Source organism: Arthrobacter sp. (assembly GCF_031179385.1).
Taxonomy (GTDB): domain Bacteria; phylum Actinomycetota; class Actinomycetes; order Actinomycetales; family Micrococcaceae; genus Arthrobacter_D.
This window is the reverse complement of record NZ_JAPSHV010000002.1, coordinates 68,336-81,392: the sequence shown is the minus strand read 5'-3', so window position 1 is coordinate 81,392 and position 13,057 is coordinate 68,336. Positions and strand designations below refer to the sequence as shown.

General features: G+C 64.2%; 7 protein-coding genes. 2 read left to right on the top strand and 5 right to left on the bottom strand.

Annotated elements, in window-relative coordinates:
- Nucleotides 1-61: 61 nt before the first annotated feature.
- Together RIF85_RS00920 and leuS are read right to left on the bottom strand one after the other, a co-directional pair.
- A complete protein-coding gene (locus RIF85_RS00920) occupies nucleotides 62-982 on the bottom strand; it encodes a DegV family protein (protein ID WP_309070016.1) in 921 nt (306 codons plus the stop codon).
- Nucleotides 983-1,004: 22 nt separating this feature from the next.
- Entirely contained in the window at nucleotides 1,005-3,551 is a 2,547-nt protein-coding gene (gene leuS / locus RIF85_RS00915) for a leucine--tRNA ligase (RefSeq protein WP_375164816.1), read from the bottom strand.
- A gap of 315 nt (nucleotides 3,552-3,866) precedes the next feature.
- Here leuS and RIF85_RS00910 point away from each other — a divergent pair, with 315 nt between their 5' ends.
- On the top strand, nucleotides 3,867-7,337 hold the full coding sequence (locus RIF85_RS00910; protein ID WP_309070015.1) for a bifunctional proline dehydrogenase/L-glutamate gamma-semialdehyde dehydrogenase: 3,471 nt from the start codon (nucleotides 3,867-3,869) through the stop codon (nucleotides 7,335-7,337).
- 376 nt (nucleotides 7,338-7,713) lie between these two features.
- Here RIF85_RS00910 and glpK read toward each other — a convergent pair whose 3' ends face one another.
- From glpK to RIF85_RS00895, 3 genes are all read right to left on the bottom strand, one after another.
- Nucleotides 7,714-9,228, bottom strand: a complete 1,515-nt coding sequence (gene glpK / locus RIF85_RS00905) for a glycerol kinase GlpK (protein WP_309070014.1) — start codon at nucleotides 9,226-9,228, stop codon at nucleotides 7,714-7,716.
- A 76-nt stretch (nucleotides 9,229-9,304) separates the two neighbouring features.
- Nucleotides 9,305-10,048 carry an MIP/aquaporin family protein gene (locus RIF85_RS00900; protein WP_309070013.1) on the bottom strand — a complete coding sequence of 248 codons (744 nt, stop codon included), beginning with the start codon at nucleotides 10,046-10,048 and terminating at the stop codon, nucleotides 9,305-9,307.
- Nucleotides 10,049-10,182: 134 nt separating this feature from the next.
- Nucleotides 10,183-11,898, bottom strand: coding sequence for a glycerol-3-phosphate dehydrogenase/oxidase (locus RIF85_RS00895; RefSeq protein WP_309070043.1), 1,716 nt, complete (start codon nucleotides 11,896-11,898; stop codon nucleotides 10,183-10,185).
- 234 nt (nucleotides 11,899-12,132) lie between these two features.
- On the opposite strand from RIF85_RS00895, the gene RIF85_RS00890 reads away from it, so the two are divergent.
- Nucleotides 12,133-13,044 carry a sugar-binding domain-containing protein gene (locus RIF85_RS00890; protein ID WP_309070042.1) on the top strand — a complete coding sequence of 304 codons (912 nt, stop codon included), beginning with the start codon at nucleotides 12,133-12,135 and terminating at the stop codon, nucleotides 13,042-13,044.
- Nucleotides 13,045-13,057 lie beyond the last annotated feature (13 nt).

Sequence of the window (13,057 nt, the reverse complement as noted above, 5' to 3'; positions counted from 1 at the left end):
GTGGGGCAGCAATGGCTATGTGCGTAAGCCGCCCCTGGCCCAGCGGATGTGGAGCGGAAGATCAGGCTGGCGGCACCAGTGGGTCGGATATCGCGACCGCCAGAACGCCCAGCCCGGTGTGAGCGGCAAGCACCGCCGGCAACTGCGTCAGGACGGCTTCGGCCCCCTCAGGCACCCGCGCCGCAGCAGCTTCGGCTTCCGCCATGTTCCCGAAATAGTGGAATGCCGCGATGCCGCCGCGGGGACGCCGCCGAAGGTCTTCGATGACAAGTTCGTCAAGGCGCTGCTTGGCACGGGCTGCTGTCCGCACCCGCTCAAGGGGCTCAATGGCGCCGTCGCGAACGGTCAGGAGTGGCTTGACAGCGAGCAGGGAACCCAGGAAGCCTGCGGCAGCACCGATGCGGCCGCCGCGCCGCAACTGGTCCAGGCTGGGGAGGTAGAACAGCAGGCTGGTGCGCGAACAGGTAGCTGCGGCGCGCTCGGCCGCGCGGGAGGCGCTCGCGCCGCCCTGTAGTGCCCGGACGGCCGCCACCACCCCACAGCCCTGCGCCATTCCTACCGTTCCGCTGTCCACTACGTGTACCGGAACCGAGACTGATCGCGCTGCCCAGCGTGCCGCCTCTACCGTTCCCGACAACTTGCCGGAGAGGTGAATAGACACGATCTCGCTCGCACCTTCGCGCTCCAACCGGCGATAGACACTTTGGAAGTGGCCGGGCGCCGGGCGGGAGGTGCGTACCTCCCGTCCCTCGACCAGCGCCAGCGAAAGCGGCTTCAGGAGGCTGTCCGCGCCCTCGCCGTAGTGCCGGTCATCAATGATGACCGGCATCGGCACAATGGTCACGCCGGCGGCCGGACCATCGCCCGCAATCCATGACTGAGGGAACGCTGCGGCCGAATCCGTGACGACCGCCGTCGTCGTATCCGGCTCGCCGGCGCCTCCAACGCCGATACGTTCTGCACGGCGATCAAACCATGCCACGGTGGTCCTTCTTTCCCGGCCCTCAGGCCGGAACGATGTTCACCAGTTTGGGCGCCCGGACGATGACCGTCCGGATATCTCTGCCCGCAAGCGTGCGCTGCACCTGGGCGGTGCCGAGGGCCAGCTCACGCAGTTCGTCCTCGCTGATGTCAGCGGGAACTTCCAGCCTGTCGCGCACCTTTCCCTGTACCTGCACGACGGCGGTGACCGTGTCCTGGACGAGAAGCGACTCATCGACGGCGGGCCAACCCGCTGCCGCGACGGAAGCAGGGTGACCGAGCCGCTCCCACAGGTCCTCCGCGGTGTACGGTGCGAACAGGCTCAGGATGACGGCCGTAGCCTCTGCCGCTTCGCGGACAGCTGGGTCAGCGCCTCCGGCACCTGAGTCGATTGCCTTGCGGGTGGCGTTGACAAGTTCCATCACCTTGGCGATGACCACGTTGAACTTGTTGTTCTTCAACAGGTCTGCGGCATCGGCGAGCGTACGGTGCGTCACCGAACGCAGCGAACGGTCTCCAGACGCGGGGTCAACTCCCGGCTCGGACACGACGTCGGCGCCAAGGCGCCAGGCACGGGCGAGGAACTTCGCAGACCCCGACGGCGATACATCGGCCCAGTCGACGTCGTCCTCCGGCGGGGAGGCGAAGACCATGGTGAGACGAATGGCATCCACACCGTAACGGTCGAGCTGTTCACCGAGATTGACGCCGTTGCCCAGCGACTTGCTCATGGCCTTTCCGCCGTTGAGCACCTGACCCTGGTTGAGCAACGCCGCGAAGGGCTCAGTGAAGTTGACCAGCCCAAGGTCGAACAGGACCTTGGTGAAGAAGCGGCTGTAGAGCAGGTGCAGGATGGCGTGCTCGACGCCGCCGACATACTGGCCGACGGGAAGCCACTCGTTGACTTTCTGCGAGTCGAACGGAGCTTCTGTCGACTCCGGATCGACGAATCGCAGGTAGTACCAGGATGAGTCGACGAAGGTGTCCATCGTGTCGGTGTCCCGTGTGGCCGGCCCGGAGCACTGGGGGCACTCGACGTTGACCCAGTCAGTTGCGGCAGCCAGCGGCGAGGTGCCCTTCGGCGCCAGGTCTTCTCCCCGGAGATTACTGGGCAAACGGACGGGCAGTTGCTCGTCGGGTACGGGGACCTCTCCGCAGGAAGGGCAGTGGATGATGGGGATGGGTGTACCCCAGAATCGCTGACGCGACAGCAGCCAGTCCCTGAGCCGGTAGTTGACCGTGCGCTCGCCGGTGCCCTGTTCGGAGACCAGTTCGATCGCGCGCTGGATCGCCTGCTCCTTGCCCAGACCATTCAACTCGCCCGAGTTGACCAGCGTCCCTTCGCCGGTTGTGGCTTTGCCCGTCAGCGCCGGGTCTTCCTCCCCTGTGTCCACCACCATGCGAACCGGCAGGTTGAAGGCACGGGCGAAGTCGAGGTCGCGCTGGTCATGCGCGGGAACGGCCATGATGGCGCCCGTTCCGTAGTCCGCAAGGACGTAGTCGGCTGCCCACACAGGCAGCTTCTCGCCGTTGAGCGGGTTCACTGCGTAACGTCCCGTGAAGACACCGGTTTTCTCGCGCTCCGTCGACTGGCGCTCGATGTCGCTGAGCGCGTTCACGCTCTCGCGGTAGTCGGCCAGCGCGGACGCGTGCTCAGGCGTGACCAGGTCAGCAGCAAGATCCGCGTCTGCGGCGACAACGAAGAACGTTGCGCCGTGCAGGGTGTCCGGCCTGGTTGTGAAGACCGTGACATCGGCGGCAGGCAGGTCGCCGTCGGCCTCTATGGTGAAGGTGACGTGTGCGCCTTCCGATCGGCCGATCCAGTTCCGCTGCATTGCCAGCACGCGTTCAGGCCAGTGGCCGGCCAGGGGTTCCATGTCTTCGAGCAGCCGGTCGGCGTACTCGGTGATGCGGAAGTACCACTGGTTCAGGCTTTTCTTGGTGACGGGGCTTCCGCACCGCTCGCATGCCCCGTTGACCACCTGTTCGTTCGCGAGAACCGTCTGGTCCTTGGGGCACCAGTTGACGGGGTGGTCCTTGCGGTAGGCAAGACCCTTCTCGAAAAACCGCAGGAACAGCCACTGAGTCCAGCGGTAGTACTCCGGATCCGAGGTGTGCAGCCGGCGGGACCAGTCTGCACTGATCGCGTAACGCTTGAAGGACGCGGCCTGGGTATCGATATTCGCGTACGTCCACTCACTGGGGTGAGCGTTGTGCTTGATGGCCGCGTTCTCGGCGGGCAGCCCGAAGGAGTCCCAGCCGATGGGATGCAGAACGTCGTAACCGAGCTGGCGCCAGTACCGGGCGACGACGTCGCCCATCGCGAAAGCTTCCGCATGCCCCATGTGAAGGTCGCCGGACGGGTAAGGGAACATGTCCAGCACGTAGCGGCGTTCCCTGCTGCCGTCGTCCACGGGAGTGAAGGTGTCGAGCTTCTCCCATACCGGAAGCCACTTCGCCTCGATGTCCGCGAAACTGTAGGTGCCGGCGTCCGACTCTTCGGTTGTGGGGTTGATGCTCACTGTTACTTGCCCTGTCTGTTGATCACTGGTGACCGTCTTACCAGTCACGCCACCGCTCCCGGATGAACACTGCCGGCACCCGAATCAGCCCCGGACATACAAAAGCCCCTCAACTCAGGAGGGGCGGCCGCGCAGGGGTGCGCGGCTAGGTAAGGAGCAGTTGCGCGAACATGCTCCAACCTTAGCGCAGTTTGGTGCCGCCGCTGTTTTCCAGGCGTTACCATATTTCCACTGGGCGCACTTATCTGTTATTGCACCCAGCATGCCGAGGCGGAATGCGCCCGCGGCTGATCGGCCAGCCACCCCTTGAAGTGGACTGCTTCGCAGGTCCCCTGGCCCGTCGTCGTTAGGTAGACGAGAACAATGACACAAACCATCCCCACCGCAGAGCCATTGCCCCAAACCCTGGGCGATGATGCGGTTGCCCTAGTCCGGCGGTGGCTCCACCTGGACGAATCCGGCAGCACACCACCCCGTGCGTCCGGTTCGGGCACTACCCGCGGATCGAAGTCCGCGCAGCTCCTCGCCGAGGTCCTCAAGGACCAGAACGGGCTCGACTTCACGATCGGCTTCGTGGACCGGGTGATCCGCCCGGAGGATCCCGCCGTAGCGGCTCGGAATCTGTCCCGGCTTGCCCGGAAGGCGCCTTCCTTCCTGCCCTGGTACATGAAGGGTGCAGTGCGCCTAGGCGGCGTCATGGCCCCGATTCTGCCGCAGGTTGTGGTTCCCGTTGCGCAGCGGGTGCTGCGCGAGATGGTCGGCCACCTCATCGTCGACGCCCGTCCTGCGCAGCTGGGCAAGTCGATCGCCGCCTTGCGCGGAGAAGGCGTCAGGCTCAACATCAATCTCCTCGGCGAGGCCGTCCTCGGGGACAAGGAGGCGGACGCCCGGCTCAGTGGAACCAGGGAGCTGCTGGCGCGCGACGACGTCGACTACGTGTCCATCAAGGTTTCCTCCGTGGTCAGTACGCTCAACCTGTGGGACTTCGACGGAACGGTCGAGCGGGTCGTCGAGCGACTCCTTCCGCTGTATCACCTGGCTGCCTCATCGCCGGCTCCGAAGTTCATCAATCTCGACATGGAGGAATACCACGATCTTGACCTCACCGTCGCGGTATTCAAGCGGATTCTCGAGACACCCGAACTGCGCAACCTTGAGGCCGGCATCGTGCTCCAGGCCTACCTTCCGGACGCCCTGGCGACGCTGCAGGACCTCACCCGCTGGGCTCAGGACCGGCGCGCTGCCGGCGGGTCAGCCATCAAGGTGCGTCTGGTCAAGGGCGCGAACCTGGCGATGGAACTCGTCGATGCCGCCGTACACGGCTGGGAACCTGCCACGCTGCCCAGCAAGCAGGCGAGCGACACCAACTACAAGCGGTGCCTCGACTGGGCACTCCGCCCTGAGAACGCGGCCGCCGTGCGACTGGGTGTCGCCGGACACAACCTGTTCGACATTGCTTTGGCGAGGACCCTCGCCGTGGCCCGAGGTGTCGAGGACCGTATCGAGTTCGAGATGCTGCTCGGCATGGCAGAGGACCAGGCCGCCGAAGTCCGGAAGGACGTCGGGTCGCTGCTGCTCTACACCCCCGTGGTGAAGCCCGCCCAGTTCGACGTGGCTATCAGCTACCTGATCCGCCGGCTCGAGGAGAACGCGAGCCAGGAAAACTTCATGAGCGCCGTCTTCGAACTCACCAAGAGCGAGGAGCTCTTCGAGCGCGAGAAGTCCCGGTTCCTCGCTTCCCTCGAAGAACTCGACTTCACGGTTCCCGAGCCCAACCGTTCACAGACGCCGGACCGCTTCACGGCCACGGCTCCGGGGAACTTCCGGAATCAGTCCGATTCCGATCCCTCGCTTCCCGTCATCCGGGAATGGGCATCGGAGGTCCTGCAGCGGGTGCCGCATTCCACTCTCGGAATCGCACTGGTGGAGGCTTCCCGACTGGACACAGAGGACGACGTCGACGCCGCCATCCGGTCCGCACGCGCCGCACAGCGCGATTGGGGATCACGTTCGGGAGCAGAGCGGGCGACGGTCCTGCGAAGCGCCGCGGCCGAGCTTGCCGCCCGGCGCGGTGACCTGGTGGAAGTATCCGCCAGTGAAACCGGCAAGACAATCGCTGAATCCGATCCGGAAATCTCGGAAGCGATCGACTTCGCCAACTACTACGCACTGCTCGCAGAAGAACTCGACACGATCGAGGGAGCGCGCTTCGTGCCCGCCACGCTCACCGTCGCAACTCCGCCGTGGAACTTTCCCGTTGCCATTGCGGCCGGCTCCGCCCTTGCCCCGCTGGCGGCGGGCAGCGCCGTCATCCTCAAGCCGGCTCCGCAGGCAAAGCGTTGTGCTGCCGTGATGGTTCAGGCCCTCTGGGATGCCGGTGTTCCCCGGGAAGTTCTGAAGTTCGCCGATGTTGAGGAAGGTCCGGTCGGGCAGCACCTCATCTCGCATCCCGACGTCGACAGGGTGATCCTCACGGGTGCCTACGACACCGCGAAGCTGTTCCGGTCGTGGCGCAACGACCTCCCGCTGCTGGCCGAGACAAGCGGGAAGAACTCGCTCATCGTCACCCCCAGTTCCGACCTGGATCTGGCTGCGGCCGACGTCGTTCGGTCCGCTTTCGGGCACGCGGGGCAGAAATGTTCGGCAGCATCGCTGGCGATCCTGGTCGGCTCGGCAGGGACTTCGGCGCGCTTCCGCAACCAGCTGACCGATGCAGCCGCCTCGCTCCGGGTCGGTTACCCGGAGGATCCGGCAACGGAAGTGGGGCCGATCATCGAGCCGGCTGACGGAAAGCTCAAGGACGCCCTGACTACTCTCGGCGAGGGTGAATCGTGGCTTGTCGAGCCAAAGCAGCTGGACGACACCGGACGACTGTGGAGTCCGGGGGTGCGCACCGGGGTCAAGCCGGGCAGCTACTTCCACATGACGGAGTTCTTCGGACCGGTGCTGGGCATCATGCATGCCGAGTCGCTTGAGCAGGCCATAGAGTGGCAGAACGCCAGCGCGTACGGCCTGACCGGCGGTATCCACACCCTAAATCCCGACGAGGTGTCGCAGTGGCTCGAGTCGGTGGAGGCAGGCAACCTGTACGTGAACCGTGGGATCACCGGCGCCATCGTGCGGCGTCAGCCGTTCGGCGGGTGGAAGCAATCGGCCGTTGGACCCGGCGCCAAGGCCGGCGGACCGAACTATCTCATCCACCTCGGAAGCTGGGAGCGCGAGGAACTGCATCCCGGCAACGTCCACGCCCCGCTGAGTGAGCCCGTACGCGCACTCCTGCATGCAGCCGACGTGTCTGACGCCGAGCGCGGCTTCCTCGCCCGCTCGGCCGCAGATGACCAGCGTCACTGGGTGCGTACTTTCGGAGTCCATGAGGATGTCTCCGGCCTGCGCGTTGAGCGGAACGAGTTCCGCTACCTGCCGGCACCTGTGACAGTACGACTGAACGAAGCCGGGTCACTGGCCGACTTTCTGCGTGTCGTTGCGGCCGGACTGCGTAGCGGTGCGCCTATGTCGGTCTCGACGGCCGAACCGCTTGCGCCGGCGCTCGCCGCTGTGCTGTCGGCCAATGATGTGCGTCACCGCGTGGAGGACGACGCCGCGTGGCTGGCTGCCGCGCCGTCGGCGAAGCTCGGCAGGGTACGACTGGTCGGCGGCGGCTACTCCGAGCTATGCGCTGCAACGGACGGCGACCCGGACGTCGCAATCTACAGCGGTCCGGTGACGGAAGCAGGACGGATCGAGTTGCTGCCGTTCCTGCGCGAGCAGGCAGTGACCATCACGGCACACCGGTTCGGAAACCCGGACAACGTTTCAGGCGAAGTCCTCCGCTGAACCCGCACCGCTCCCTCAACCCATACCCATAACCAGTGGGCGTCTGAAGATCTCAGGCGCCCACTGGCGTTATTGGCCTGCCTCGCGGACACGGGCACGAAGGCTCGATGGAACTGGAAGGGTGCCCACCATCCGCAGAAGGTACCGGCGGCGCGAACCAGCGTTTGGGCGGCCACCGCGATGCCCCGGGGTGGTTGGGCATCGCGGAGCGGGCAGGGCCCGCGGTGGCCGTCCGAACGCGGGCTCACCGTCCGAACGCGAACACCGCCAGGACGCGGACACCCGCCGGGACGCACCCATGTCGTACGCAGCCAGTGCTGAACAGAGAAGGCGGAGCAGACAGCTCGTCCGCTCCGCCTCCTGCTTTTCTTAGCGACTACTTGATGTCCTCATCCACCCAGTCGAACGTCTTGGTGACGGCCTTCCTCCAGTTGCGCAGCTGCCGGTCGCGTTCGGCATCGTCCATGGTTGGAGTCCAGCGCTTGTCCTCGGACCAGTTTGCGGCCAGTTCGTCGGTGTCCTTCCAGAAGTCGACGGCCAGCCCGGCCGCGTAGGCAGCACCCAGCGCGGTGGTTTCGGTGACTTTCGGACGGATGACGGGGATACCGAGGATGTCCGCCTGGAACTGCATCAACGCGTCGTTGGCGACCATTCCGCCGTCGACCCGGAGATCTTCCATATTGACGCCGGAGTCAGCGTTGGCAGCGTCGAGTACTTCGCGTGTCTGGAACGCTGTCGCTTCGAGCGCCGCCCGCGCGATGTGTCCCTTGTTCACGAATCGCGTCAGGCCCACAATCGCACCGCGGGCATCGGATCGCCAGTACGGGGCAAAGAGACCCGAGAATGCCGGCACGATGTAGACGCCGCCGTTATCCTCGACAGTCTTGGCAAGCTGTTCGACCTCGGGAGCACTTTTGATGATGCCGAGGTTGTCACGAAGCCACTGAACAAGGGACCCGGTCACGGCGATCGAACCTTCGAGCGCATAGACGGGCCTCGCATCGCCGAGTTTGTAGCAGACCGTTGTGAGCAGTCCGTTCTTTGAGTGAACGATCTCCTCACCGGTGTTGACGATCATGAAGTTGCCGGTGCCGTAGGTGTTCTTCGCGCCGCCCTTCTCGAACGCCGCCTGGCCGAAGGTGGCTGCCTGCTGGTCGCCGAGGATCCCCGCCACGGGAACCTCACGGAGCAACTGGGAGCTGTGCACCTTTCCGTAGACCTCGGAGGAGGAACGAATTTCCGGCATCATCGATGCTGGAACACCGAACGTTTCCAGGATCGATGGGTCCCAGCTCAGCGTCTCAAGATCCATGAAGAGTGTCCGGGAGGCGTTGGTGACGTCGGTGATGTGCACACCGCCGTCAGTGCCGCCGGTGAGGTTCCAGGTCACCCAGGAGTCGGTGTTGCCGAAGAGCAGGTCGCCGGCCTCTGCCTTCTCCCGGGCACCGTCGACATTGTCAAGGATCCATTTGATCTTGGTTCCGGAGAAGTAGGTTGCCAGCGGCAGGCCAACCTGCTGCTTGAACCTTTCCACCCCTCCGTCCGCTGCGAGCTCGTCCACGATCGGCTGTGTGCGGGTGTCCTGCCAGACGATCGCGTTATACACGGGCTGGCCCGTGTTCTTGTCCCAGACCACCGCAGTTTCGCGCTGGTTGGTGATGCCCACCGCCGCGATGTCGTGGCGGGTCAAATTCGCCTTGGAGAGTGCGTTGCCGATGACCTCACGGGTGTTGTCCCAGATTTCGACCGGATTGTGCTCGACCCAGCCAGCCTTGGGAAAGATTTGCTCATGCTCTTTCTGCCCGGAGGAAACGATGTTTCCCTGGTGGTCGAAGATGATTGCGCGGCTTGAAGTGGTTCCCTGGTCAATGGCGATGACGTACTGCGGCATTGCTGCTCCTCATTGAGTGTGTTGCTGATATATGGGCGGAGTGGTCCGGAGTCCGGACCTCCGGTTCGTCGTATCTCTAGGCCGCAGACGGGAAGGTGATCAGCATGGCTGCCAGCCCTCCGAGCACGCCTCCGATGATCGGTCCGACTACCGGCACCCATGCGTAGCTCCAATCGCTGCTTCCCTTGCCCTTGATCGGTAGGAATGCGTGGGCAATACGCGGGCCGAGGTCGCGGTTGGGGTTGATGGCGTACCCGGTGGGTCCGCCGAGGGACGCTCCGATGCCGACGACGAGAAGTGCAACGGCAAGCGGGCCCAGTCCCGAGGGGGTTGAAGCGAACGCAAGGATGACGAACACGAGAACGAACGTACCGATGATCTCGGTCACCAGGTTCCACGCACTTGACCGAATAGCCGGGCCGGTTGAGAACACACCCAGCTTGTTCGCGGGGTCCGGTTCGAGATCGAAGTGCTGCTTGTAGGCCAGCCAGCAGCCCACAGCTCCGAGAATCGAGCCGAGCATCTGTGCGGCCAGATAGCCGAGGGCGTTGACGAAGTTCTTGTCGACGCCGGGGGCGAATTCCGCAACGTTGCCGTTGGCCCACAGACCCGCGGTCACCGCGAAGTTCAGGTGGGCCCCGGAAAGCGCGGCGACGTAAACGCCGGCAAAGACCGCGAGGCCCCAACCGAAGTTGACCATCAGGAACCCGCCGTTATTACCCTTGGTGCCCGCGAGCGCTACGTTGGCCACGACTCCCGTGCCAAGCAACAACAGCATGAATGTGCCGAATGTTTCGGCGACGAATACTTCCAGAGACATCTTTGACTCCTCCATTTATTCAACGGTGGGCCGTGTGGCCCCGGCGCCGTGATGGTCGCGGCACCGCGCTACTCCCCCGGCAAAGGCTGCCGTTGGTTCCCAGCTGTCGGTGGACTGCTGGAGGTTGCTCATACCTACGCAACCAAACTATTCACACTCACCTTGTGGTGTTCCTGCAATACCCGGCGCGTTTCTTCTACCTGATTCTTCCGCTCCGTGGCGGACCAGCCGAGGTGTTCGCCAAGAATGTCCGCAAACTCGTCGATCAGCTCAGCGCTCACGAGCCCGTTGAAGGCAAGCGCTGTGCGCCGGATGAGGACATCGGAGACATGCTGAACCTGTTCGTGCCGGATCATGTACTCCAGTTCCCTGGTGCTTACTTCATGTGTGGTCTGCAGGGGCGAATCGGCACCGGCCGCGAGGAACGCGGCGACGTCAGAGGCGCGGGTTCCGTAGCGGTCGAGCAGCTGCGCGACCCGTTCCGCCGGCAGGCCGGCCCCGTTGGACTCAATCCACGCGGCGACGTCGCCCGGTTCCTTTGGGAAGCCGAGGCCGCCGCCGATGGGCAGTGCGGAGGTCGAGACCGTCCTTGGCCTCTTCAGGAGAGCGAGGACCTCGTTCGCGAGATGTTCCGAGAGCGCCCGGAAGGTGGTCCACTTGCCGCCGACGAGGCTTAGTGCCGGCCGGCCGGCAGTCTCTCCGCGTTCGATGCGGTAATCGCGGGATACAAACCCGGGTTGCGTGTCATCGTGGCGCGGCAATGGCCGCACTCCCGAGAAGCTGTAGACGATACTGTCGCGGCCGACTTTGACCGTCGGGAACACGTGGTGGATCAGCTCGAAGAAGTAGTCAATCTCCGCCTCGGTGCAGACCGCCGGAGTGTCCATGTCTGTATCGATATCCGTCGTGCCGACGAGTACCCGGTCGCCCATGGGATAGATCAGGACGATGCGCCCGTCGGAGTGTTCGAAGAAGATTTCCCTGCCGGCGCAGGCGGCGAGCAGTTCGGGATGGTCGAGGACGATATGTGAGCCCTTTGTTCCACCCATGAAGCGGCTGGGCTGTCCCAGTGAACTGTTGGTGCCGTCGACCCACGCCCCCGTTGCATTGACGACGATATCCGCCTGGACCGGAAATACCTCGCCCGTCAGTTCGTCGCGGAGCACAACGCCCTTTGCGTCGCTTCCCACTGCGGTGACGTAGTTGATAGCGCGCGACCTGGGGTTGGCGTCGAGGCCGTCGCGGAGCACGTCGAGTGTCAGCCGTTCGGGGTTGTGAACGGAGGCATCGAAATAGGTGGCCGTGTACTTCACATCCGGACGAAGCTCCGGCAGCTGCGCCAGTGACGCTTTGCGCCCCAGGAACTTGTGTCGCGGCACGGCGGAACCCGCGCGGGAGAACGCGTCGTACAGGGTTAATCCCGCCTTGATGAGGACCGCGCCGCGCTCCCGTGGCGGCCCCTGCCGATGGCTCAGGAACCGCAGCGGTGCAGCCAGGATTCCGGAGAACGTGCTGAAGATCGGAATGGTCGTCTGCAGCGGCTTGACGTAGTGCGGCGCCAGTTTGAGCAGGGCATTGCGTTCGACGACGGACTCCCGGACCAGCCGGAACTCGCCATTCTCCAGGTAGCGGATGCCGCCGTGGATCATGTGCGAGGATGCGCCCGAGGCGCCCTGGCAGTAGTCGCCGCGCTCGATGAGCGTGACGTCAATGCCCTGGAGTGACAGGTCCCGGAACGTACCGACGCCGTTGATGCCGCCCCCGATAATCAGTACCGAAGTGCGGGGATTGTCCTTCAGTTCTTTCACGCTGTCACGGGCTGGACGGTTGGGATTGGCCGACGGCGTCATCACTCCGGTGCTGTTCCTCACGAGTGGCGGGGCTCCTTGACTAGTGGCGGGATCTTGGACCTGCACCCTATTCTTTGGAGGGTTGGGAATATTCGTCAATGCCCATGCACAAACGTGCACTTGACCCCGGAGAATCCAGTGAACACCGCAGCCAGAAGTGCACCTGAACGCGCAGATGCCCGAAATATCGACCCCACCCCTCCGCGGAGCCGGGATGCGCTGCGGGCAGCGCAGATGTACTACCTGCAGGACCTGACGATGAACGCCATTGCACGGGAACTTCGGACATCGAGGTCAACGGTGTCCCGGTTGCTGTCCATGGCGCGAGATACCGGCCTCGTACAGATTCAGATCAACAACCCCCTGGACAGGGCGCCTGCCCTCGAAAGGGAAGTACGGAGCCGCTTTGGAGTGGAAGCGCACGTCGTCCCGGTGACCGATCTCGTCAGTGATTCAGATGTTCTTGACCGGGTTGCGATTCAGGCTGCGCGTACGCTCGGCCCTCTCGTCGATTCCAACGCCATCATCGGAGTTGCCTGGGGTTCGACCATCAGTGCAGTGAGCCACCACTTGACGCGGAAGACCACGCATGACAGCACCATTGTGCAGTTGAACGGTGCCGGCAATACTCAAACGACCGGCATCACGTATGCCAGTGAGATCCTTCGTCGGTTTGGGGCGGCTTACGGCGCTCGGGTGGAGCAGTTTCCCGTCCCCGCCTTCTTCGACCATGCCGAGACCAAAACCGCCATGTGGGCAGAGCGCAGCGTCAAGCGCATCCTCGACCTGCAGGAGCGCATGACCATGGCAATCTTCGGTGTGGGGTCCACCGGATCAGGCATTCCGAGCCACGTCTATGCCGGCGGCTACCTCGACGAGGACGACCTCGCGATCCTTCGCGAGCACCATGTGGTGGGCGATGTGGCAACCGTATTCTTCCGGGCCGACGGCTCGCACAGCGACATCGTGCTGAACGAGCGCAGTACCGGCCCTGATCTGGAGATGCTCGGACAGGTGGGCCGCCGCATCTGTGTTGTTTCCGGCGAGTCCAAGATCAACGGTTTGCGGGGCGCTCTCGCGGCGGGCCTGGTCACCGACCTCATCCTCGATGAACGCTCTGCCCGGACTCTGGTTCGCCAGGGCTGAATCAACTCACACC